The 23,481-nt window shown below is 40.8% G+C and carries 27 protein-coding genes and 1 pseudogene; 22 read left to right on the top strand and 6 right to left on the bottom strand.

The genetic code is table 11. From position 1 onward, the window contains the following. Positions 1-47 precede the first annotated feature (47 nt). The 7 genes from cyoE (at position 48) to BLL40_RS06570 (ending at position 6,548) form a co-directional block, all read left to right on the top strand. Positions 48-935 carry a heme o synthase gene (gene cyoE, locus BLL40_RS06600; protein WP_073711265.1) on the top strand — a complete coding sequence of 296 codons (888 nt, stop codon included), beginning with the start codon at positions 48-50 and terminating at the stop codon, positions 933-935. Between the two features lie 82 nt (positions 936-1,017). Beyond that, a complete protein-coding gene (gene coxB / locus BLL40_RS06595) occupies positions 1,018-2,097 on the top strand; it encodes a cytochrome c oxidase subunit II (protein ID WP_073711112.1) in 1,080 nt (359 codons plus the stop codon). A 31-nt stretch (positions 2,098-2,128) separates the two neighbouring features. After that, a complete protein-coding gene (gene ctaD, locus BLL40_RS06590) occupies positions 2,129-4,006 on the top strand; it encodes a cytochrome c oxidase subunit I (RefSeq protein ID WP_073711111.1) in 1,878 nt (625 codons plus the stop codon). Continuing rightward, positions 4,006-4,635, top strand: a complete 630-nt coding sequence (locus BLL40_RS06585; RefSeq protein WP_073711110.1) for a cytochrome (ubi)quinol oxidase subunit III — start codon at positions 4,006-4,008, stop codon at positions 4,633-4,635. Before ctaD ends, BLL40_RS06585 begins: the two co-directional genes overlap by 1 nt. A gap of 3 nt (positions 4,636-4,638) precedes the next feature. Continuing rightward, complete coding sequence (gene ctaF, locus BLL40_RS06580; RefSeq protein WP_073711109.1) at positions 4,639-4,971, top strand: cytochrome c oxidase subunit IVB; 333 nt, start codon at positions 4,639-4,641, stop codon at positions 4,969-4,971. 135 nt (positions 4,972-5,106) lie between these two features. Then, on the top strand, positions 5,107-6,015 hold the full coding sequence (gene ctaG, locus BLL40_RS06575) for a cytochrome c oxidase assembly factor CtaG (RefSeq protein WP_073711108.1): 909 nt from the start codon (positions 5,107-5,109) through the stop codon (positions 6,013-6,015). A 65-nt stretch (positions 6,016-6,080) separates the two neighbouring features. Then, entirely contained in the window at positions 6,081-6,548 is a 468-nt protein-coding gene (locus tag BLL40_RS06570; protein WP_073711107.1) for a DUF420 domain-containing protein, read from the top strand. A 38-nt stretch (positions 6,549-6,586) separates the two neighbouring features. Here the strand turns inward: BLL40_RS06570 and BLL40_RS06565 are convergent, their stop codons facing one another. Next, on the bottom strand, positions 6,587-6,946 hold the full coding sequence (locus BLL40_RS06565; RefSeq protein ID WP_073711106.1) for a YugN family protein: 360 nt from the start codon (positions 6,944-6,946) through the stop codon (positions 6,587-6,589). A 180-nt stretch (positions 6,947-7,126) separates the two neighbouring features. On the opposite strand from BLL40_RS06565, the gene BLL40_RS06560 reads away from it, so the two are divergent. The 3 genes from BLL40_RS06560 (at position 7,127) to BLL40_RS06550 (ending at position 9,031) form a co-directional block, all read left to right on the top strand. Beyond that, positions 7,127-8,194, top strand: coding sequence for a CAP domain-containing protein (locus BLL40_RS06560; RefSeq protein ID WP_159434202.1), 1,068 nt, complete (start codon positions 7,127-7,129; stop codon positions 8,192-8,194). Between the two features lie 37 nt (positions 8,195-8,231). Beyond that, positions 8,232-8,681, top strand: coding sequence for a YlbF/YmcA family competence regulator (locus BLL40_RS06555; protein WP_073711105.1), 450 nt, complete (start codon positions 8,232-8,234; stop codon positions 8,679-8,681). A 74-nt stretch (positions 8,682-8,755) separates the two neighbouring features. After that, positions 8,756-9,031: a YlbG family protein gene (locus BLL40_RS06550; protein WP_073711104.1), complete on the top strand. Its 276-nt coding sequence runs from the start codon at positions 8,756-8,758 to the stop codon at positions 9,029-9,031. 35 nt (positions 9,032-9,066) lie between these two features. On the opposite strand, the gene BLL40_RS06545 is transcribed toward BLL40_RS06550, so the two are convergent. Then, positions 9,067-9,456 carry a DUF7147 family protein gene (locus BLL40_RS06545; protein ID WP_073711103.1) on the bottom strand — a complete coding sequence of 130 codons (390 nt, stop codon included), beginning with the start codon at positions 9,454-9,456 and terminating at the stop codon, positions 9,067-9,069. Positions 9,457-9,611: 155 nt separating this feature from the next. On the opposite strand from BLL40_RS06545, the gene BLL40_RS06540 reads away from it, so the two are divergent. From BLL40_RS06540 to coaD, 3 genes are all read left to right on the top strand, one after another. Next, positions 9,612-11,021: a stalk domain-containing protein gene (locus BLL40_RS06540; RefSeq protein ID WP_073711102.1), complete on the top strand. Its 1,410-nt coding sequence runs from the start codon at positions 9,612-9,614 to the stop codon at positions 11,019-11,021. A gap of 104 nt (positions 11,022-11,125) precedes the next feature. Beyond that, entirely contained in the window at positions 11,126-11,692 is a 567-nt protein-coding gene (gene rsmD, locus BLL40_RS06535) for a 16S rRNA (guanine(966)-N(2))-methyltransferase RsmD (protein ID WP_073711101.1), read from the top strand. A 2-nt stretch (positions 11,693-11,694) separates the two neighbouring features. Next, positions 11,695-12,189, top strand: coding sequence for a pantetheine-phosphate adenylyltransferase (gene coaD / locus BLL40_RS06530; protein WP_073711100.1), 495 nt, complete (start codon positions 11,695-11,697; stop codon positions 12,187-12,189). A gap of 21 nt (positions 12,190-12,210) precedes the next feature. On the opposite strand, the gene ylbJ is transcribed toward coaD, so the two are convergent. Next, positions 12,211-13,347: a sporulation integral membrane protein YlbJ gene (gene ylbJ / locus BLL40_RS06525; RefSeq protein ID WP_073711099.1), complete on the bottom strand. Its 1,137-nt coding sequence runs from the start codon at positions 13,345-13,347 to the stop codon at positions 12,211-12,213. A 129-nt stretch (positions 13,348-13,476) separates the two neighbouring features. Between ylbJ and BLL40_RS06520 the strand changes: the two genes are divergently transcribed. Beyond that, entirely contained in the window at positions 13,477-14,268 is a 792-nt protein-coding gene (locus tag BLL40_RS06520) for a patatin-like phospholipase family protein (protein ID WP_073711098.1), read from the top strand. Next, positions 14,265-15,302: a SepM family pheromone-processing serine protease gene (locus BLL40_RS06515; protein WP_073711097.1), complete on the top strand. Its 1,038-nt coding sequence runs from the start codon at positions 14,265-14,267 to the stop codon at positions 15,300-15,302. The genes BLL40_RS06520 and BLL40_RS06515 overlap by 4 nt, the downstream gene beginning before the upstream one ends. On the opposite strand, the gene BLL40_RS06510 is transcribed toward BLL40_RS06515, so the two are convergent. After that, complete coding sequence (locus BLL40_RS06510) at positions 15,294-16,493, bottom strand: nucleotidyltransferase (RefSeq protein WP_083566369.1); 1,200 nt, start codon at positions 16,491-16,493, stop codon at positions 15,294-15,296. The genes BLL40_RS06515 and BLL40_RS06510 overlap by 9 nt on opposite strands. Positions 16,494-16,639: 146 nt before the next feature. Here BLL40_RS06510 and BLL40_RS06505 point away from each other — a divergent pair, with 146 nt between their 5' ends. From BLL40_RS06505 to BLL40_RS06495, 3 genes are all read left to right on the top strand, one after another. Beyond that, on the top strand, positions 16,640-17,170 hold the full coding sequence (locus BLL40_RS06505) for a YceD family protein (protein ID WP_073711096.1): 531 nt from the start codon (positions 16,640-16,642) through the stop codon (positions 17,168-17,170). A gap of 62 nt (positions 17,171-17,232) precedes the next feature. Then, positions 17,233-17,406 (top strand): 50S ribosomal protein L32, encoded by a 174-nt coding sequence (gene rpmF / locus BLL40_RS06500; protein ID WP_073711095.1) that lies wholly within the window; start codon positions 17,233-17,235, stop codon positions 17,404-17,406. A gap of 109 nt (positions 17,407-17,515) precedes the next feature. After that, positions 17,516-18,280 (top strand): enoyl-CoA hydratase/isomerase family protein, encoded by a 765-nt coding sequence (locus BLL40_RS06495; protein WP_073711094.1) that lies wholly within the window; start codon positions 17,516-17,518, stop codon positions 18,278-18,280. A 42-nt stretch (positions 18,281-18,322) separates the two neighbouring features. Here BLL40_RS06495 and BLL40_RS06490 read toward each other — a convergent pair whose 3' ends face one another. Continuing rightward, a complete protein-coding gene (locus BLL40_RS06490; protein ID WP_073711093.1) occupies positions 18,323-18,778 on the bottom strand; it encodes an N-acetyltransferase in 456 nt (151 codons plus the stop codon). Between the two features lie 116 nt (positions 18,779-18,894). Here BLL40_RS06490 and BLL40_RS06485 point away from each other — a divergent pair, with 116 nt between their 5' ends. Beyond that, positions 18,895-19,782 carry a 2-dehydropantoate 2-reductase gene (locus BLL40_RS06485; protein ID WP_073711092.1) on the top strand — a complete coding sequence of 296 codons (888 nt, stop codon included), beginning with the start codon at positions 18,895-18,897 and terminating at the stop codon, positions 19,780-19,782. A 157-nt stretch (positions 19,783-19,939) separates the two neighbouring features. On the opposite strand, the gene BLL40_RS17380 is transcribed toward BLL40_RS06485, so the two are convergent. After that, on the bottom strand, positions 19,940-20,200 hold the full coding sequence (locus tag BLL40_RS17380; protein ID WP_073711091.1) for a hypothetical protein: 261 nt from the start codon (positions 20,198-20,200) through the stop codon (positions 19,940-19,942). A 158-nt stretch (positions 20,201-20,358) separates the two neighbouring features. Between BLL40_RS17380 and bshC the strand changes: the two genes are divergently transcribed. From bshC to rsmH, 3 genes and pseudogenes are all read left to right on the top strand, one after another. After that, positions 20,359-21,975, top strand: a complete 1,617-nt coding sequence (gene bshC, locus BLL40_RS06475; RefSeq protein ID WP_073711090.1) for a bacillithiol biosynthesis cysteine-adding enzyme BshC — start codon at positions 20,359-20,361, stop codon at positions 21,973-21,975. Between the two features lie 147 nt (positions 21,976-22,122). Then, positions 22,123-22,469 (top strand): annotated as a pseudogene (gene mraZ / locus BLL40_RS16775) (division/cell wall cluster transcriptional repressor MraZ); the annotation flags it as partial. Positions 22,470-22,532: 63 nt separating this feature from the next. Continuing rightward, complete coding sequence (rsmH, locus tag BLL40_RS06460) at positions 22,533-23,480, top strand: 16S rRNA (cytosine(1402)-N(4))-methyltransferase RsmH (RefSeq protein WP_073711089.1); 948 nt, start codon at positions 22,533-22,535, stop codon at positions 23,478-23,480. Position 23,481 lies beyond the last annotated feature (1 nt).

Below are 23,481 nucleotides of genomic sequence, written 5' to 3'. Positions count from 1 at the left end.
GTTGTACGAGAGAGGAGGAGAAAAATGTGTCGCGTGCCGCAACAACGATGGATAAAACAAATGTGCCTGAAACGACAGCGATGAAAGATTTTTTGGCGCTCATAAAAATTGGTATTGTCAATTCCAATTTAATTACGGTTTTTACTGGTATGTGGCTCGCCTTTGTGATGAATGATGTCCCGTTCATGGCTAACCTTGATACCATATTCTTTACATTGCTCGGTTCGGCATTCATTATCGCTGGCTCGGCTAGTTTAAATAATTACATAGACAGGGACATTGATCCGCTTATGGAGCGGACCAAATCAAGACCGACTGTGACAGGCAAAATCAGTTATTCAAAAGTATTGATCTTAGGACTTGCGCTTGTCATTATAGGATCAGCGCTTTTATTTTTGACAACCTTCACAGCAGGTGTCATTGGCATTGTCGGTATTTTAAGCTATGTTGTCATCTACTCCATGTGGTCAAAACGCCGCCATGTAAGCAATACAGTTGTGGGAAGTATATCAGGTGCTATGCCACCATTAATTGGCTGGGCAGCTGTCGATCCGACACTTGATGTACTCGCATGGATGCTGTTTTTAATTATGTTCATCTGGCAGCCACCGCATTTTTATGCGTTGGCGATGAAACGGAGCGAGGAATACGGAAAAGCAGGCATTCCTATGCTGCCTACAGTGAAGGGATTTGCTGTCACAAAACGCCATATGTTCGTCTGGACACTATTACTGTTGCCCCTTCCGTTCTTTATGATGGATCTTGGCCTTGCGTTTTTCACTCTGGCTACCATATTAAATATTGGATGGGTAACGCTTGCGATTACTGGTTTTAAGGCAAAAGACGATTTGAAATGGGCGAAAAATATGTTTGTTTATTCACTTCAGTATTTAACGATTATGTTTGTGGCGATGGTCATTGTAACCGTTATTTAAATGAGGGAATTCTTTCTTTTAAGAAATCCATATATATGTACTGTTTTTAGAAATCTATAGGAAAGAGGGGTAGTAATAAGCTATGAAACAGAAGTTAACAAAAGGGCGTCTTTTGATCGTTTTTGCCTTGCTGACGCTTGTTCTGTCTGGCTGTGGTGAACCATTTCTTTCAACGTTGATTCCAGCCGGAGAAGCGGGTCAAATTGCATATGATCTCATGATCTTGAGTACTGTGATTATGGTCGGTGTTATCATCGTTGTATCGATTATGTTTGCTGTAGCAGTCATTAAATTCCGACGTAAAAAAGGCGACGAATCCATCCCAAAACAAGTGGAAGGAAGCCATGTCTTAGAGATTGTCTGGACAGTTATTCCGATTCTCTTACTCATCATTCTTACCGTTCCGACCGTTATCACTACGTTTGAACTTGCGGATACGAAAGCAATGGATAAAAAGAATGAAGATGGTACAACCGACGCTCTCGTTGTCAATGTTCGCGCGAGTCTTTATTGGTGGGAATTTGAGTACCCGAATCAAAAAATCATTACAAGTCAGGAACTTGTCGTTCCAACGGATCAGAGAGTGTATTTTAATATAAAAGCGTCAGATGTTAAACATTCGTTCTGGATTCCGGCTGCGGGTGGAAAAATTGATGCCAATACGGACAACGTCAACAAAATGTGGCTTGAATTTGATAATGAAAAAGCAAAGGAAGCGGATAATCTTTTCTATGGAAAATGTACTGAACTTTGCGGACCATCGCATGCATTGATGGACTTTAAAGTGCAGGCACTTCCACAAGATGAGTTTGATCAGTGGGTAACTGCGATGCAGACAGTTGACGCAGAAGCTGCGCCGCAAGATCCACAGGCAGCTGCAGGGCAGGAAATATTCAATCAAAAATGCTTGAGCTGTCACGCTGTATCACCAGCAGATGCACGTCCAGAAGCAGCAAGACTGGCACCGAATCTTGCAGATTTTGGTGATCGTACACGTGTTGCAGGTATTTTAGAGCACAACGAAGAGGAATTGAAAAACTGGATTGCTAATCCAGAAGCTTATAAACCAGGAAATAAAATGACAGGCACATATGGCGAATTGTCCGATCAAGAACTTGATCAATTGGCAGCATATTTAATGGGTCTGAAACTAGAAAAATAATTACTGAAACATCACAAAGGAGGTAAAACCGTTGAGTACCATTGCACACACGCAAAAACGGGGATTTGCCGGTACAGTTTGGGATTATTTAACGACAGTTGACCATAAAAAAATCGCTATTCTTTATTTACTGGCTGGAGGTCTCTTCTTCCTAGTCGGTGGTATTGAAGCGATGATGATTCGTATTCAGCTGGCTGTACCAAACAATGATTTTGTTAGTGCCGGTCTTTTTAATGAAATTATTACAATGCACGGTACGACAATGATATTCTTGGCAGCAATGCCACTTTTATTAGGATTTATGAATGCAGTTATGCCACTTCAAATTGGTGCGCGTGACGTTGCGTTCCCATTTGTTAACGCTTTAGGATTTTGGCTGTTCTTTTTCGGCGGCGTATTCTTGAACCTATCATGGTTCTTAGGTGGCGCACCGGATGCAGGATGGACATCTTATGCATCCCTTTCATTAGCATCAGAAGGGCATGGAATTGACTTTTATGTACTTGGTCTGCAAATTTCCGGTTTCGGTACATTGATGGGGGGAATTAATTTCCTCGTTACCATTATCAATATGCGTGCGCCGGGCATGACATACATGAGAATGCCGCTTTTCACATGGACAACATTTGTCGCATCAGCGCTTATTCTTTTTGCATTCCCACCACTTACTGTTGGTTTGTTCATGATGTTATTTGATCGTATGTTCGGAGCGGGCTTTTTTGATGTAGCCATGGGTGGTAACACAGTCATCTGGGAGCATTTATTCTGGATTTTTGGTCACCCGGAAGTGTACATTCTTATTTTACCGGCGTTCGGTATTTTCTCTGAAGTTATTCCAACGTTTTCAAGAAAACGTTTGTTCGGATACTCTTCAATGGTATTCGCGACTGTGTTAATCGGTTTTCTTGGCTTCATGGTGTGGGCTCACCATATGTTTACAACTGGTTTAGGCCCGGTTGCAAATGCAATTTTTGCAGTAGCTACAATGGCGATTGCTGTTCCAACAGGGATTAAAATCTTTAACTGGATTTTAACGATGTGGGGCGGAAGTATTCAGTTTACAGTGCCGATGCTTTATGCCATTGCATTTATTCCATCATTCGTTATGGGTGGGGTAACAGGGGTTATGCAAGCAGCTGCTCCAGCCGATTACCAGTTCCATGACAGTTATTTTATCGTTGCTCACTTCCACTACGTTATCGTTGGTGGCGTTGTGTTTGGTTTATTAGCCGCTGTTCACTTTTATTGGCCGCTAATGTTCGGCACAATGTTAAGTGAAAAACTAGGGAAAGTAACATTTGTACTCTTCCTTATAGGTTTCCATTTAACATTCTTTATTCAGCATTTCCTTGGACTTATGGGGATGCCACGCCGTGTTTGGACATTCTTACCGGGGCAAGGGTTAGAGACTGGAAACTTAATTAGTTCAATTGGTGCTGCGTTTATGTTTGTCGCTGTCATTGTATTGTTAATTAATGTCGTTGTGACACAAGTGAAAAATGTGAAAGTTGGAATGGACCCATGGAAAGATGGACGTACACTTGAGTGGGCAATTCCATCGCCAACACCATTTTACAACTTTAAACAACTTCCACTTGTACGTGGTCTAGATCCATTCTGGATTGAGAAATTGGAAGGCAAAACAGAGATGACACCAGCAGAACCAATTGGTGACATTCATATGCCAAACAATTCATTTACACCATTCATGGTTTCATTAGGTTTATTTATTGGAGCTTTTGGTGCGATGTATCACGTGGATGATAAAGGATGGGCCATCCCGGTATTAATTTTCGGTCTGGTTGTAACATTCGGTTCAATGCTTTACAGGTCAATTAAAGATGATCATGGTTATCATATTCATAAAGAAGAACTTCTTGATGATGCTAATAAGGGGGGGACACGATAATGGCAGCTGAAGAAAAATTCACGCCGCAGACGTGGCCTGAATCGCCTGAACAGGCAACTCTGGAAGGGAAAAACAAGTTTTTAGGTTTCTGGCTTTTCCTTGGCGGTGAGACGGTTTTATTTGCCTCATTGTTCGCTACGTATTTGGCGTTGAAAGATAGTGTACCAAGTCCAGATCACGCACTTGCGAAAGATCTGTTTGAACTTCCGCTCGTGTTCTTGATGACGATGCTTCTTTTGACAAGTTCATTAACATCTGTTTTTGCGATGTATCATATGAAAAATTATAACTTTAAAAAAATGCAAACATGGCTGTTCATTACCGTCATGCTTGGTTTTGCATTCTTAGGCTGTGAAATTTATGAGTTCAATCATTATGTTCACGAATATGAACATACATTTACAAGCAGTGCATTCGGTTCAGCGTTTTATACACTAGTCGGTTTCCATGGAGCCCATGTTACGTTCGGTCTTTTATGGATTATTGCTCTTATGATCCGTAATGCAAAGCGCGGATTGAACCTGTACAATGCACCGAAGTTTTACCTAGCAAGTCTTTACTGGCATTTCATTGATGTCGTATGGGTGTTTATCTTTACGGTTGTATACTTAATGGGAATGGTGGGATAACGGATGGCGAATTTACAAACGAATTCAGGTGAGCCTAAAGTTAACTATGAATACCGTCGTAAGAAAAGTGCAGAAGAAATGAGAATGCAGGTCGTGACATTCACGATGATGATTTTCTTTACGGTTATTGCGTTTGCAGCTGTTGGAGCAGGATTCTCTAAATGGTTTATCCTTCCATTTGTTTTACTTCTTGCTATCGTACAGGTTATATTTCAGCTTTATTATTTCATGCATATGAGTCACAAAGGTCATGAAGTGCCACAATTCTTTATGTATTCTGGCGTACTTGTTGGATTTGTAACAGTCCTTGCCTTCTTGACAATCATCTGGTGGTAAGTAAAAAAAGTGTTTCCTTTTTTCAAGGGAACACTTTTTTTCTGTCATGAACTTGTCAATACATAGCGTTGTATGAAGCTTTTTAGCGGGTTATAATGGATAGAGCATCTAAAAAATATTGAGGTGATAAGAATGATGCCTATAGGAATATTTGGCTTTCCGGCTCTATGGAGTCCTTTATTTATTGTAGTGCTTTTGTTTTTAACCGTTCTCTTTTTCTTAATTACTGTGAAATGGAGAAAAGATTTCAGCGTTAGTGAGCCATTGACAAAAAGACAGACTGTTCTCTTTTTAACAGCAATGGCTATCCTCTATGTAGTCAAAGGGTCTCCAATCGATTTGATGGGTCACATTATGATGACATATCACATGATTCAAATGGCGATTTTATATCTTGTCGTGGCACCGTTGCTTATTAAAGCGATCCCTTGGTGGGTGTGGAAAGCAATAATTGAACTGCCAGTCATTCGCCCTATTTTTTCATTTGGAACACGTCCGCTAGTCGCGTTAATTTTCTTTAATGGTTTATTCTCGTTTTATCATATTCCGCTCATTTTTGATTTCATTAAAATGAGTAATACACTTCATAGTTTATATACGTTCATGCTCTTTATCTTCGCCATTTTCATGTGGTGGCCGCTCGTAAATGAACAGCGGGAAGGGAGATCTTTACACGGTTTGAAAAAAGTCGGCTACATTTTTGCAGATGGTATACTGCTGACACCGGCATGTGCGCTCATTATTTTCGCAGCAACACCGCTTTATGCGACTTATTCAGATGCTTCTGTCTGGCTAAAAGCGATGGAATTATGTGTACCTGTTGAAACGCTAGCTGGTCTTAATTTGAGCGGTCCAGAACTGTTTTCAAATATGCCAGTTGTCGAAGATCAGCAACTTGGCGGTGTGATTATGAAAATAATTCAAGAAATTGTGTACGGTGTAGTATTAGCGCAAGTGTTTTTTGAATGGTTCCGTAAAGAGAACGATCAGGCGGATGAAATTATAGAAGCCGCTTTAGCAAATCATGATAAACCAATGTCTTAATGAAATAAGATAAAAGAAACGAGGGGACTTAGTTCCCCTCGCTTTATACATAACGGAAGTGAGGAATGTTCATGTCTTTACCGATTTTGCCTACTATCAGTACGGCCTTTATTGTGCTTAGTGCGATTACTGTTGCAATCGGCTGGGTACAAATTAAACAAAGAAAAGTGGAGCAACATAAAAAAACGATGCTGCTTGCGGGCGTTTTTGCTCTTACTTTTTTTATCATTTACGTGAGCAGAACATTATTTATCGGTAATACCGCCTTCGGGGGACCAGATCATATCAAAATATATTACACTATTTTTTTGATCTTTCATATTTGTCTAGCTACGACAGGAGCCGTTTTTGGAATTGTTTCCATTGTGAGTGGATTGAAAAGCAATTTAATTCGTCACAGGAAAATTGGTCCATATACGAGTATCATCTGGTTTTTTACAGGGATTACAGGAGTAGCTGTTTATCTTCTTTTATATGTTTTTTACACAGGCGGTCCAACAACATCTGTGTTTAAAGCGATTCTTGGCTCATAAAAAAAGCTTTCCTCTATTTTAAGGAGGAAAGCTTTTTCTTAACCGACGTAATGAACCGTATCGGCTTTAATATCAGCAAGCAGTTTTTCGCATGTTTTGACGAGTGATTCCGGATAATATTCATCATCACCATATTCTACACCATGTGGATAGTAGTGTTTACCAAGGATTGGCGTCAATAATTCAATAAGAGAATCATCTGCACCTACATCGCCTTGTACGGCAAAGCCGTGTACACGCAAGTAATAAACGCCTTCTTTTAGTTCAAATTTGCGATCGTATGTAACACGCTCATAATCCCACTGACCGGCGAGCACCATTCCATGCTCTTCCATAATATAAGTGAGGCGGTTTAAATCAATTTGTGTTTTTTCTAAACCAGTATTTTCAAATTTCATGAAAAAAGTTCCCTCCTGTATTTCCGTCATGTTTTTTTGCTTCCTCTTCCATAATAGTCGAAATTCTGCTTTCATGCAATGTGCTTCATTTGATTGTCTATGACAAATTTGAAAAGATTAGTATAGAAAGTTTTTTTCAATCATGAATGCGGAATGATATACTAATAAAGATATATGGATGTGCCCGTTTACAAAGGAGGAGATTTTCTGCGATCCGTTTTTAAAATCTTAATTATCTTTTTGATCATCATGCTTGCAGGCATTTATACAGATAAATCGAAGAATGGACGTAAAGAAGAAACAACACCGGGGCCGCCGCCTGTTAATAGCGGTCAAGTGGAGCCGGCAAAGGAAATGGAAACGGAAAAAATCCCGGAATCAGGCGCAGGTTCCTTTATTGGAGAGTCCACAGAGAAGTTATTGACGGCTTATGGGCCCCCTGTTCGGAAAGAACCATCTGCCTATGGATATGACTGGTGGGTGTATCATACAGGCAATGCGTATTTTCTAGCAGGTGTAGAAAACAACCGTATCGTAACGATATATGCGACAGGCAATATGGATACGGAGCCCTTTATACTCGGTATTTCATCGAAAGAAATTTTTCGATCACGCTACCCTGAAACAGAGATCGTTGTTAATGCGAACAATAGTTACTATCGATTTGAACTGTCTGAAGAAGATTTAAACCTCCGTCCGATTGTACCGATTGGAAATTATTATGCTCAGTTATATATTGATCAATTTTCAGGAACTCTTTCTGCCGTTCGTTTTCTGACGAAGGATGTGCTGCTAAAAATGAAGCCATATGAATTAGTGTATCAAGGAGAGCTGCCTGAAGTATCGTCGCCAGGGCGATCAGCATGGGTTCACATTGAGAGAGGCAATGAGCAGCAAATATATGAGATTACAAATATGATGAGAAGCCGTTATGGTTTATCATTGCTTAAATGGAATACTGGAGCTGCGGCTGCGGCTAAAAATCATAGCAAAGATATGTTTGCATCAGGCTATTTCGATCATGAATCACCACAATTTGGTGGCCTTGAAGATCGTCTGGAGCGTGCGAATGTTATGTATCATTCATCTGGTGAAAATATTGCGGCAAACTATGTAGATGCTGCGGCAGCGGTGGAAGGGTGGCTCAACTCAAAGGAGCACAGGGAGATTATGCTTAGTGAATCGTTCTCTACACTAGGTACTGGCGCTTATCGGAAACACTACACACAAAATTTTACCGAAGAGTAAAGTTATATGGTAAAATAAGTCGATGGAGGTGTATTTCATGATTGCAACAACGATGGAACTCATCAGTGCAGCAGATGCGGCGGATGAACTTGGAGAAATGATTCTCCAGTCTGAAACAGCTATTAAATACCGTAACTGCTATAAATTGCTTTATACAAATGAATCGGTGAAACGAAAAATTTTCGCGTTCAGCCGATTAAAGGATCAGTATGAAGATGTGCAGCGGTTTGGCCGCTACCATCCTGATTATAAAAAAATTATGATGGAAACACGCCAGGCAAAGCGTGAAATGGACATGGATGAACATGTCGCCGCGTTTAGACGGGCAGAGACAGAACTTCAGCAACTACTTGACGATGTTAGTTTGCTCATTGCCCGTTCTGTTTCTGATCAGGTAAAAGTACCGGGTGCAGGTTCTGTATTCTCGAGCGCTTGTGGAAGTTGTGGAAGCGGCGAAAGCGGAAGTTCTTGCGGATGTTCCGCATAGTGAAACGTTAATCAATGGGCGTTTGTACTACTCCTTTAAAGCAGGATCAAAAATATAGTGCCGGAGGGCGAAATATGTTAACGGAACGACAGGCGTTAATTGTATGGCTTCATTCACTTAAGCCGGCTAAATCATTACGTAAGTATGGGAATGTTCATTACGTATCAAAAAAAATGAAATATGTCGTGTTGTACTGCGACCAGTCAGAAATAGCCGTACTTGCAGAAAAGCTTGACACATTTTCATTTGTGAAAAAAGTAGAATTTTCAGAGAAACCATTTTTAAAAGTAGACTATGAAAATTCCCGGCCGGATAAAGCGAAAGAATATGATTATAAAATAGGTGTTTAAAAAAAGGGGGCTGGCATTATGGCAGCCCCCTTTTTTTATTGAAGCGATGGAATGTGATGATTGAGCCGCAAAATACCAATGAGATATTGATAGTAAAGTGCTGTTTCTGCAAAAGCAACAGACGATTTGACGTCCAGCTCGATGACGTTTTTATGAAGTGACTGTGCTGTTTCTTCAAATATCCGATATCGCTCGTTGGGCTTTTCATGCGGATAAGGAATGCCTTCTCGGCATATGTATATTGGTTGGAAATCGCCCAGTGTAGTAGGCGTTAGAACAACGGCACAGGATGTTACATGCCGTTCATTCACTTTTGAGTGCAATGCGAGAAAATGTAGGACGCGCTGTTCAGCTCTTTTTGCCACATCAATCAGTTCGTACAAATCAGAATATCCTTCTCCAAGTTCAATAAATCGTTGAATCAATTTCAATGCCTCCATTCTTTTCTTACCTATCGTACCGTTTCTATTTTTAATAAACAATAACTGTTCACGTGATTATAATAAATTGCATCTTTAAAAACGCAAAAAACTTGTTATGATGAAAGTGAATCATCATTCTATAGGAGGCCGACAAATGCATGAAGAAAGTCCTGTTATTTAGTTTATTACTTCTTATTGTCTCCGGGGGGCTATTAACGATCCAATGGATTGGATATGAAAAAATATCAAAAGCGTCTGAAACGATTATTTCTGCACAAGAAATCGAACTTGATGTAAAGAAAGACCATTTGATTGTAAACCAAACGATCCGGTTATTGCCTGAAAATGAAAAAATGAACTTCAAACTCCCGGCGGATGCAGATCAAGTCTCATGTTCAAAGGGGGATGTATGTGAAATCGGAGGTCAAGCGGGTACAGTTGATATAAATGGAGAAAGTCTGACGATTCATTATCAATTGCCAGCTCCAAATATAGATGCTTCTTTTACATTGAATAACTGGTATGCTTCATTCTCTGACGTCAACATATCGGCCACAACGGTCATGATCATAGACCATACAAAGCAGGGTGGAGAATGGGTATCGTCTCTTGAACAGACTGCTGCGAAACAAATGTCGCTCATTGACTTTTATTCGTTTCAAGGGAATTCTGGACAAGCACCGTTATATTGGCAAAAATCACCGCTCGTAAAAAGTGTACTATCACCCAAAATTACCGTATATAATGTTGAAAGTGTCCAATCGACTACCTTTTCATTCGTCCTCCCGTTTGATGAAGATGAAATTGCTCCGCAAACGGTTGTCATTGCCCCCAATGTAAAGCCAGTAGAATTAAGCGGACTAACGCTTGTTCAAAATCTAGATGGGCTGAAGACGATTCGCAATCAGGTCATTCATAATTATGCATTACAGCATTTCATTTTTCAGGAAAGTGAAAAGTGGTTGGCATCTTTTATAGCCGTCTCTTTATATGATTCACAGCCCGTTTTTCCAAAAGCGGCTGTTATGAAAGAAAAAATAACTGCTCAATTGACCAAAACAGAACAGACTGAATGGTTGAAGGAATTAATGGATTTAAAAGGAAAAGAAGTAAGTGCACAAAAGCTGGATGACTTACTCGGATCAATTAAAGGGGAAGAAACCCAGTTCTTTACGAATAATAAAGAAAGCGATGCAGTTGTCCAGCCACTTATCTTTTTCGATAGTCGGCCGGTGATAATCGAGGGGAAAGAAGCGGCTTTTCATCTGGTCAAAAAAGAGGGAGTTCTTTATGTGCCATTGAAAGAAGCGGCCGAATCACTCGGATTTACGATTCAAGAGTTATCTGCCGGTCAGGAATGGCTTATGAAAAAAAAATTTGAGACATACCGTTTTTATTTAAATGAAAACCGTGTCTTATTTAACGAGCATACTTACGTGCTGTACGATACAGCAATTCAAAATATAAACGGAACCATGCATGTCGATAAAATTTGGTTCCAGAAAATTTTTCTGATAGAAGTTCAGGAAAAGCTGGAAGAAATTAATTTACAGCCGTATGAATTGTAAAGAAACCGTGCCAACCATGTGTAAGGTTTCTTTTTTATGTTGTAGATTCAATTGTTTGTTTGTGATACCATAAACGAAGAAAAATGAATGGCAGGTTGAATAGAATGAGGGTTATTTCTGGAACGAAAAAAGGACATCCGCTAAAAGCGGTGCCAGGCAAAGATACACGGCCGACGACAGATAAAGTAAAAGAATCGATTTTTAATATGATTGGGCCTTATTTTGAAGGCGGTATTGCACTTGATTTGTTTGCAGGTTCTGGTGGGCTAGGCATCGAAGCACTGAGCCGGGGAGTTAATCAGGTTATTTTTGTTGACCGTGATATGAAAGCGATTCAAACGGTGAAAGAAAATCTTCGGTCTACCGGGTTTACAGAGGCAGCAGAAGTGTATAGAAATGAGGCAGAGCGAGCATTAAAAGCAATCGTTAAGCGTGGCATCGTCTTTGATAGTATATTTCTTGATCCACCCTATAAAAAGCAAAAGCTTGAATCGATGCTTCAGTTTATTGGCGAGCAGTCATTGCTTTCAACAGATGGATTTATTATGTGTGAACACGGCTCAGACGTCCATCTTCCACATGTGGCAGGACCATTTGAACGTGTACGGTATGAGACATATGGAATTGTTTCTGTTTCTGTTTACTATTGGATGAATGATGGGGAGGGATAATAATGGCGAGTATAGCAGTCTGTCCAGGCAGTTTTGATCCGATTACAAATGGGCATCTTGATATTATTCAGCGCGGAGCGAAAGTATTTGACAAAGTCTATGTCGTTGTATTGAATAATTCATCGAAACAGCCGTTATTCTCAACAGAAGAGCGTGCGGAATTAATTCGAAAAGTGACCGCGCATATACCGAATGTTGAAGTGGACCATTATCAAGGTCTGCTTGTTGATTATGCGAAGGAAATAAAAGCTAACGCGATTTTGCGTGGATTACGTGCCGTATCCGATTTTGAATATGAAATGCAGGTCACGTCAATGAACCGCGTTCTAGATGATCAATTGGAAACGTTCTTTATGATGACAAACAGTCAATATTCATTTTTAAGCTCCAGTATTGTGAAAGAAGTCGCGAAATATGGTGCGGATATTTCTGAGCTAGTGCCGAAAGAAGTTGAAGCCGCATTGAATCAAAAACGGTTGGCAGGACCGAACGTATAAGGACAGCTGGTACGAAAGAAATCAATTTCTTTTGCGCCGGCTGTTTTTATATTGAATAAAGAGCAAAATAGAAGCAATGGTCATCCATAAAACGGTCATGCTGATCCCGTTTTCAGGTGAGATCATCGAAACGGATACGGGTGAATCGCCTAGCTTAATGGAAGTCAATAAAAACGTAATTAGTACGGCGTATATACTATGCAGCACACGAGCAGCGAAAAAGGGTGCGTAACGAATATCTGTTTTACTGAGAATGGCTGCGACCTGGGCATGAACACTAAAACCGCTAAAGGCTAATATAAAGCTAATCACCATGAGTAAGACGGTGGGCTCAACATTCATTTCGGCGGCTTGTTTTGTGCCGGCAGTAAGTTCAATCAATCCTGATAGGAGCGGTGCAGCCATATCTGTATTCAGACCTGCCTTTGAGAAGAGAAAGGAAAAAGCAGAAAATCCTCCATTTGTTTTCAATAATTCAGTTATAACGGAAAAAAAGATAATAAACCCGCCGACGAGCATAAGTGTTTGAACGGAGGAAATGACTGAATCAGCAATCAATGTGCCAAAAGGTCGTCTATCTTGTCTATGGGCCATCATAAATGCTTGAAAAGCACGTGTTGATACGGAAGGAGAAACCGGTTTCTGTCCACCGTAGAACCGCATTGTGATACCGACAAAAAAAGCTCCACTGTAATGGGCTGCGGCAAGTGAAAATCCAGCGTTTGGATCGTGAAGAAAGCCACTTGCAACAGCCCCTAAAATAAACAGAGGATTGGATGAGTGAGCAAAGGCAACGAGACGTTCTGCTTCGACTTGCGTAATTGCATTATCGTTCCGAAGTTGTGCTGCGAGTCGTGCTCCAGTTGGAAAGCCTGAAGCGAGTGATAGGATCCAGGCGACACCAGCGGGCCCAGGAAGACGAAAAAGAATGCGCATGATATTTTCTGAAAGTGCACCAAAAAAAGCGACGACTCCGAGACCGAGAAGCATTTCTGTTAAAATGAAAAAAGGAAGAAGAGAGGGGAAAACTGTTTTCCACCACATATCCATTCCTTGCCGAGCTGCATATACCCCCGTTTCAGGAAAAAAAAGAAGTGTAGCTGTCAACAAGGTCATAAAGACAGCGGCGATAATCGTTTTCCATGGAATATCGTTCATTTAAAAAGCCTCCCGAGCATGAATACAGTTTTCTTGCATCATTTTTTGTACAATAAAAAATAGCTTGTACGAAAGGATATGCCGTATAAAGAAGAATAGAATGGATGTAAGGTGACAGGAGGTGTTTTCATGGCTGCTGAACCGAAAATTGGCCTCGCACTCGGATCAGGAGGAGCACGTGGATTTGCTCACGTTGGCATCTTGAAAGTATTTCAGGAAGAAAATATACCCGTTCATATCATTGCAGGAAGCAGTATGGGCGCTCTTGTTGGTGCGTTGTACGGAGCTGGACATAATATGGAGATGTTGTACAAATTGTCTTCTGCTTTTCAACGTAAATTCTTTCTTGACTGGATTGTCCCCAAAATGGGTTTTATTGCGGGGCGCAAAATAAAAGAGTTTATCCGCCTTTTTACGCATGGGAAACGAATTGAAGACTTGAATGTGCAATTGGCCATTGTTGCGACCGATATACAGGCAGCAGAAAAAGTTATTTTTACGGAAGGGCCGATTGCGGAAGCAGTACGAGCAAGTATTGCGATACCAGGTATTTTGGTTCCAGAGAAAGTAAACGGGCGGTTGCTTGTCGATGGCGGCGTGATCGACCGCGTACCAGTGTCAGTGGCGAAAGAGATGGGGGCTGATATCGTCATAGGTGTCGATGTCACATCTGTGAAGAAAAATGCTGAAATAACCACTATTTTTGATGTTATCATGCAAAGTATTGATATTTTGCAGCTTGAAGTTATTGAAAGCAGAACAATGGCGTCGGATGTGATGATCCGGCCGTCTATCGATTCATACAATTCCCGCGCATATACACACATTCCAGATATTATTGCAGCTGGAGAACAGGCAGCGCGTGAACAAGTGGATCTGATTAAACAGCTGATTTTGGCATGGAAGGAAGAACAATTGTGAAAAATAAACGAACAGCGATAATCTATATTTTATTGATTGTCATTATTGCATCTGCCTTTATACCTCTCCCTTTTTACGTGACAAAGCCGGGCGGTGCGCACGAGCTTGATCCTATTGTTCACGTCGATGGTGGTGATCACGATGATACAGGCACGTTAATGTTGACGACAATTAGTATGGGACCGGCGAATATTTATTCCTATATATGGGCAAAATTTCGTGACTATGAAAAAATTTTACCAAAAGAAGACGTACGCTATCCATATGAGTCGGATGAGGAATACAATGTAAGACAATATTATTTAATGAATACGTCCCAACAAAATGCGATTACCGTAGCATTTGATGAAGCCGGTAAAACGTATGATTGGACGTACAACGGCATTTTTGTGCTCGGCGTGTTCCCAGGCATGCCGGCAGAAAAAGAGCTTGAAGCAGGAGATCGTATTACAGCAATTGATGGACAAAAGCTGAAAGAATCAAAAGAAATGACTGATTATGTACAGTCAAAAGAACCGGGTGAGACGGTGATGTTGATGTATGAGCGAGGTGAGGAAGAAAACGAAGTGGAAATTGAATTGAGAGCTTTTCCGGAGTTAGATGGAAAATCAGGACTGGGTATTAGTTTGGCAGATGATCGGACATTGAAAAGTCAGCCGAAAGTGACACTCAAAGCAGAAGAGATTGGGGGTCCGTCTGCGGGGCTCATGTTTAGTCTAGAAATTTATGATCAGCTTGTTTCAGAGGATGTTGCTGCAGGGCTTCGAGTAGCAGGCACGGGGACGATTGCAAAAGATGGAACAGTTGGACGGATCGGGGGAATCGATCAAAAAGTGGTTGCAGCTGATCGGTCTGGCGCTGAAATCTTTTTTGCTCCAGATGATGAGCTACCGGAACAAGGGGGGGATTTGCCGACCAATTACGAGCAGGCAAAAAAAACGGCTGAAGACATAAAGACCGACATGAAAATTGTACCGGTCCGAACATTTTCAGACGCTGTTAACTACCTGGCTAATATTACCGTATCAAAGTAAAATAGGTGGTGCAGAAAACTCATGATCTAGAAGCTTTTCTGTATAATGAGCAGGTGCTGTTGAGGCTGCAGCGTAAACACGTGATGCTTTAATATCGAGCGAAAGCAAATCTATATCCGTAGCTGTTCTAGACAGAAGTGGTACCGTCATCTCTTTTTTGATCGAGCGAATGTAGCTGCGACCATTTTCTGTCATCCCAAGCAGGCGGACGAAAGAAGCGTGTGCTGCTGCGTCATTCATTTCTTTTTTAGTTGTATTTGTCAACACGTGCGTCAGCATACGTTGGATTCTTGTCCACGTATATCGCTTTGTTTTTACCTGTTCCATAAATGAGAGGAATGTATTACTTTTTAAAGCAGCGTCAATGAGCCGTGGACCGATGCCTTCTTCAATTTCATAAATAGCATTCAGATCATCTAAATGAATGGACAAAAGACGATAGCGGAGAAGAGGCCAGTACAATTCCCATGAATGGATCAACCCATTTTGCCTATGCTCTGTTAAAATGGATAGGACAGAAGGCGGCAAAAAATGATCTGCCTGTTTTTTGTCAAATAATAAATGTCGGATTGCTGTTGCGCTTGCGATATGTCCAGATGCCTGTTCATCATGATAACCGGCTCCTTGACGTAAAATCGTCAGTGGCTCCATCGGGTGATTCAGTTCATTGTTCGCTGTTACATAATGAAAACCGAGTATATTGTTTGGTTTGGATAAATCAAGTGGCAAAGGCTGATCCCGAAAGATCGTTTTTCTCGCCAGTGTCTGGGCTGTAGGATAGCTATTCCCTTTTTTCATACTGGATCGGACACATTCATCTAGTGCTTCTTTTTCTTCATAGAGACGAGCCGAGGTTTGAAGAAATGGATCCAGTTGGCCCTCTTCACTACCAAAACAAAATGATCGGCATTTCATATGATTAAGAATTTGAATGGCACCGGTAGCAAATGTTTCCGCTTTTTGTGTAGAAAAAGCATAGGGCAGTTCAACAACGATGTCGACACCATTGGAAAGAGCCATCTTTGTCCGCGTCCATTTATCGACGAGTGCCGGTTCACCGCGTTGTAAAAAAGAGCCGCTCATAACGGCAATGATGACGTCTGATTCTGCTTTACGTTTCGTTTCGTTCACATGATAAAAATGACCGTTATGAAATGGGTTATATTCAACGACAATACCAGTTGCATTCATGGGAAAAATCCTTTCTTTATAAGAATGTACTTTCATTTTCAAAGATGATGAAAAAAAAGTCAAACCCGCATTTCACTGTAAAGAAAATATATTGACAATCTATCAGGAGAGGGCTATAATTACTTTTGTTGCCTTGAGGTGATTAAATGAAATGGTCAATTATTCAACTGCAAAAATACCGCGAACGCGGTCTTGAAATCGACGAAAAGGTTGATTTAACCGAACTAACAACGCTTGACAATGATATTCGCTGGATCTCTCCTGTTCATGTAACAGGACGTGTGGATATTAGACATGACCAAGTTGTTTTCAATGTGAAAGCAACAGGGGAAATGATTGTCCCTTGTTCACGAACTCTTGTTGACGTCCCATACTCATTTGGCATATCGCTTACTGAAAGGTTTCTTTTGAAACCGGAAGAAGGCGAGTCATATGAAACAGATGATGTTCATCTGCCGGAAGGAAATGTCATTGATTTCCGGCCGATTTTAGAAGAAGCAGTCATTCTGGAAGTACCGTTGCAAATATTTAGTGAAGAAGCAGACAAACATGTTGTGCAATCAGGAAAAGATTGGACGTTTTATGAAAAAGAAGAAGAGCTCCCGGAAAAAGAGAAGCCGGCTGTCGATCCACGTCTGGCGGGACTTCAAAACTTCTTTACGTCTGATAAAGAGTAATTGAGAAGTACAGCTATTCTGGCTTCATATAGTTTTTATTCCTTTAAGGAGGTGTATATCACATGGCAGTACCTTTTAGAAGAACATCCACTACACGCAAAAACAAACGCCGTACGCATTTCAAATTGCAAGTGCCTGGTATGGTTTCTTGCCCGAACTGTGGTGAAATGAAACTTGCGCACCGCGTGTGCAAAGAGTGCGGAACATATAAAGGTAAAGAAGTCGTTAGCAAATAAGACTTTTTATTCTTTCGAAAAAGGCAGAGAGACCATGGCTCTCTGCCTTTTTTGTACTTATTTTTCAAATTATGAAAGCGCTACAATGAGTATAAGGGAGGAGTTGTTAATGGATTACAGAGTGGAATTGGATGAACAGAGCGGCATCCTATTATTTACGATTAAGCGGGAAGAAAAAAGAAATGCAGTTAATTATGCGGTGATGGACGGTTTAAAAGCAGCAGTGGAGCGGGCAATGAAGGATGATGTGCGAGTGCTTGCAATTACTGGAGAAGGAAAGCAAGCCTTTTGTTCTGGTGGAGACCTGTCCGTATTTCATGAACTACGGACAGAAAAAGAGGCGTATGATATGCTAGCAAAGATGGGTGACGTTTTATATCAATTGGCGACATTGCCGAAGCCAACAGTCGCCCTATTGAATGGACCAGCAGTAGGGGGCGGGTGTGAAATTGCAGCAGCATGTGATTACCGTATCGCCCGTACAGGTGTGAAAATGGGGTTTATTCAAGGAAGTCTGGCGATTACAACTGGCTGGGGTGGCGGAACGCTTTTAATGGAGCGGATCGAACCTCGATATGCATTTAAAATGTTGTCAGAAGCAGCTGTTTTTCGGGCAGAGCAACTCGATCAATTCGGTTTTATCGACGAGATAAGCGAGCAGGCTGAACTGTCAGAAGCAAGAGCTTTTTTCAAAAATGAACAGTCAATAAAAACGTCGGTTCTGACCGCATATAAAAAAATGCTGATCGCGAAATGGGGAGCTAATGATTTACGAAATCGAATGAAGATGGAAATAAAAGAATGTGCGATTTTATGGGCACAGGATGCTCATCAAGAAGCGGTCGCATCATTTTTATCAAAAGATAAGCAATAAAAAGCAAGCTGCCCCGATTTGAGACAGCACGCTTTTTTAGAGTCAGCTTATGATCTGTGTGTCAACCGCGTTTGGATCCCAAATGAGGCGTGTACTCGTTTCTGATACGGGAACAAAGTTCATTTTTTTCCAAAAAGATTGTGATTTAACGCGTGGTTTCGTCATAATCGGCAAGTGAAACGACTTGGCAAACTCTACAAGCATAAGGCCAAATCCTTTATGCTGGAATGCAGGTAAAACTTCAAGCTTCCAGATCTCCAAATATTTTTCGCTCGTCGGAATTAGGTTCAGCTTATCTTCCCGTACGTATAAGCACATACGTGCGGCAAGACGGTCGCCATAATAAATACCATAAAAAGGAGATGTTGTATTATCTTCTACCATTGAAATGTGTAATTCTTCAAGCATTGATAGCTCTTCAAGCCCATACTCTTTAAACGATTTGAATTCCTCAATCGTTTTAAAATTCATTTTTAAATTTTCAACATTTAGTCCCATACAATTTTCCTCCTCAGCCCTCAATCTTGACCTATATGTTTACATCTATTATATAATAAACATAATCAAAAATGTAGCGAAACTTTGATAACGCTTACATATAGTGGAGGTCAAATATGAACATTCATATTATTGGCGGTGGGGCGATCGGCTTATTTTTTGCCGCGCAGTGGAGCGGCAATCATGTTGTGACGTTGCAGACAAGAACGAAGCAGCAGGCAGAACGAATACAATTAGAAGGAATATGTGTGATTGAAAATGGAATTGAAACCGTTGATCATGTAGATTCAAAAATAACTGGAACTGTAAAAGCGGATCTGATCGTCGTAGCCGTTAAACAATATCATATGCAAAAAATTGTAAAATTGTTACAAAACGCAAATGCGCATGCTATTCTATTTATTCAAAACGGAATGAGTCATTTGGATTTGATGAATGAGCTACCACAGAAGAACGTATACGTGGCATCAATTGAACATGGCATTGTCAAAAGAGATGAGCGAACGATTCAAGTAAACGGGCGAAATAAAACGAATATCGGTACGTATCGAGGCGGAACCGAAACGATTATAGATGACATTCAAATGAAATCTTTTCCTTTTGAATGGAGAGAAGATATTCAGCATATGCTCATTGAAAAAATGGCAGCGAATGCCATCATTAACCCATTGACGACTGTGCTTCGAGTGAAGAATGGAGAAATTGCTGACAATAAGCAGTATCGTTCGATTGTGAAAAATCTTTGTCAGGAATTTGCATCTGTTTATCCGTATAAATCGGAAGAAGAGACCTTTCAATCGGTACTCTCTATTTGTAATAAAACAGCAGACAATGAATCATCAATGCTAAAAGATATGAAAGCAGGGAGACCTACTGAAATCGACGCGATCGTTGGTGTCGTGTTAAAAGAAGCAGAAAAAAAGGGTCGATATGTGCCTTCTTTTCATCTTCTATATAATATGGTCAAGGGAGAAGAAAATAAGCCTGGATTTATCCCGCATTAAAGGGCAGTAAGACCTCCGCATCAAGACTTCGAAAAGAAAAAAAGGATAAGCGGAGGATCAACTGCCCGTAAAAGCCCGATTGGTTCGGGCCAGGCAGAGCCTAGTCCCTCAAGTATTGCCGCAGGACGCGGCGCTCTTTACATGAGTTCCTGTTTATTCAGTGGGAGATGAAGAAAACCCCACTGAATGAAGTTTCACTTGATGTCAAAATAAGTTCAAGCGTTCCTGTTTTTGTAATAAGACCGTTCTCGATGAAATGGTAGGCAATCGATTTTTCATCTTCTTGATCATCCATTTCCGTAGCATCATCATCACTATTCCGGCCGCACGCTGCAAGTAGCATAAAGAGGAGTGTGAACGGTAAAGATAAAAGGCCAAATTTCTTTATGGTTATGAGAGGAAATGCTCTTTTTTTCAAATGATTAGCAATGCTTTCAAATAAATTATGATGATAATCATTATCAAGTCAATGGTTTTTTGAAATAATATTCAGAAAATAGGCACATTGTTTTTCCTTTCGTTCTATCAGATGGTATACTCAAACAAGAAAATTGTGTGCAGAAAGGAAGTACATTTATGGAACAAGAATGCATTTCTGTTCCCGCTTTAAATCGTTTTGCAAAAGACTATATAAGCGGAGAGGAACAGACCGCTCCTTATTTTGATTATCATCCGTTCCATCAGGCGGAGTTTGTGGCCAGAGCGGCGGATATACAAACGAGGCAATATGAACGTCAGAAGTTGGCGGACATTATTTACAATTATATGCAACCATTTCAATTGACAGAGGAAACGGAACGATCGCTTGCGAAACTGCGTGATGAGAAATCTCTTGTCGTCATCGGCGGACAGCAAGCAGGACTTTTAACTGGCCCACTTTATTCTATACATAAAATCATATCAATTATTCAACTCGCAGCCGATCAGGAAAAAAAATTAGGTCTTCCCATTGTGCCTGTTTTTTGGATCGCCGGTGAAGATCATGATCTTCTGGAAATTAATCACGTCTATGTAGAAAAAGAAGGACAAATGCATAAAATAGGCTATCCAGAACGATTTGGAAAAAAACAAATGGCTTCGGAAACGATCTACGACAAGGGCACGATGGAAAAGTGGGTTACATCTATTTTTTCCTGTATGCAAGAAACAAATCATACAAATCAGCTTTTGCAAGATGTGCTTCATGCTGTTCAACAGCACGATACACTGACTGCTTTTTTTGCACAGCTAATGCAAGCGCTGTTTAGCAAGTATGGCCTGTTGCTTATTGATGCAGCGGATCCAACGTTAAGACAACTAGAAGTTCCATTTTTCAAACGAATAATTACAGAAAACAAACAACTGGCTGCATCCGTTTCCGGAGCGCAAGAAGAAATCAAAAAAGCAACATACACATTAGCGATTGAAACGGGAAAGCAGCCAGCTAACTTATTTTTAATTGAAGATGGTGAACGTCATTTACTTGAAAGGGACGGCGACCTATATCGAAGTAAAAGTGGGCGTTCTTATTCAGAAAGCGAATTGCTTGAACTGCTTGAACTGTCACCGCACGCCTTCAGCAACAATGTCGTCACCCGTCCGTTAATGCAGGAATGGTTATTTCCGACGCTTGCATTCATTGCAGGTCCAGGTGAAATTGCCTACTGGGCAGAGCTGAAGCACGCATTCCATTATTTCAAGATGAAAATGCCATTAATTGTGCCGCGTGTCAATATTTCGATTGTGGAACGCTCTATTGCGGGAATTGCAGCTGAGATCGATTTGACGATGGAACAGATCATTCAGTCAGGCGTCAAAATGGAAAAAGAAGCGTATATTGAATCGGTCCGTGATCATCATTTACATGATCTGGTAGCTGAAATGAAAGCAGATCTTTTTGCAAGTTATGAGAAAATCGAACAGCGGGCAAGTAAGCTTCATAATGGGCTGATGCCGATCGTTGAAAAAAACAAAGCGTATCATGAACGACAAATTGCATATTTAATTCAAAAAAGTAATGCCGTGCTTGAACAAACGCATGCGGCAACTTTACTGCGTTTTGATCGTCTTGAATCGGCGTTGCATCCGGGCGGCCCGCAAGAGAGAATATGGAATATCTATTCCTTTTTGAATACGTATGGACCATCGTTTATTGACAAGTTAATGGACCAGTCATTTGACCATAACGGGGATCATTATCTTATCTACATGTGAAGCAAAAGTCTGCCTTTTTGGCAGGCTTTTTTTAAGGAAGAAAAAGAAAAAAGATACAAAGAAAACAAAGGATGCATGAAGAAATGAAAATAGTGGTGCAAAGTGGGGGGATGTGGTAAAGTTAGGTTAGAAAGTGGGAAAGCAGCGATGTTCATGGGTGAATACCGTCATACAATCGATGAAAAAGGAAGTGTCATTATCTAAGCAAAGTTTCGTGAGGATATTGACAAAACGATCATCGTGACGAGAGGCCTTGATAAATGCTTATTTTTCTACCCGACGTGCGAATGGAAAGTGCTTGAAGAGAAGCTGTTAACATTGCCGCTGACGAAAAAAGATTCGCGGGCCTTTACCCGGTTCTTTTTTTAGGAGCCAATGACTGTCTATTGGATAAGCAGGGCTGCATTAATTTATTAGACCTGCTTATGAAATATGCAACGTTTGAAAAAGAATGCGTTATTGTAGGCGTCTCGAACCGGATGGAGATATGGAATACTCGAATATCGCTGAAAATTTAACGGATTTTGATTTATAAATGTGATTGGACTGATATAGAAATGGAATTTAATCATACGACCGTGCTATTGCGTGAAACGGTCGATGGGCTTAATATTCGCCCAGATGGAATTTATGTAGACTGTACACTCGGTGGAGCAGGCCACAGTGAATACTTGTTGTCTCAGCTTGGTCCCAATGGAAAATTATATGCGTTTGATCAAGATGAAACAGCCATTGAACATGCAAAAAAACGTCTCGCCACGTATGGTGACCGGGTCGTTTTTATCAAAAGCAATTTTGAACACATAAAAAGTGAACTGAAAAGTCGCGACATAACGGGTGTAGATGGGATTTTATATGATCTTGGCGTTTCATCACCACAGTTGGATACACCGGAACGAGGGTTTAGCTATCATCACGATGCACCACTTGATATGCGCATGGATAAAAGTGCCGCATTGTCTGCTTATGATGTCATAAATGATTGGCCATTCGAGCAACTTGTTCGCATTTTTTTCAAATATGGCGAAGAAAAATTTTCGAAGCAAATTGCTCGTAAAATTGAAGCAGCACGTGAAAAAAAACCGGTGGAAACGACTGGCGAGCTAACAGAATTAATTAAAGAAGCTATTCCAGCACCAGCTAGACGAAAAGGCGGGCATCCCGCTAAACGCGTTTTCCAAGCGATCCGTATTGCGGTGAATGATGAACTTGGGGTGTTTGAGCGCTCGCTTGACGATGCGATAGCTCTTTTAAATATAAATGGGCGTATTAGCGTCATTACATTTCATTCGCTTGAAGACCGTATTTGTAAAACCGTGTTTAAAGAAGCGTCAAAAGGACCGGAACTGCCGCATGGATTACCGATCATTCCTGATGAATTTGAGCCTGTTTTAAAACTTGTGACGAGAAAGCCAATTGTACCAGCAGAAGAAGAATTAGAAGAAAATAATCGGGCACGATCTGCAAAACTGCGCATTGCAGAAAAAAGAAAGGCAAACGTTTAGG

It is taken from the genome of Domibacillus mangrovi, assembly GCF_001906925.1.
In the GTDB taxonomy this organism is placed as follows: Bacteria; Bacillota; Bacilli; order Bacillales; family Domibacillaceae; genus Domibacillus; species Domibacillus mangrovi.
Note: the sequence above shows the minus strand (reverse complement) of the source record. Positions and strands in the feature narration are given on the sequence as shown.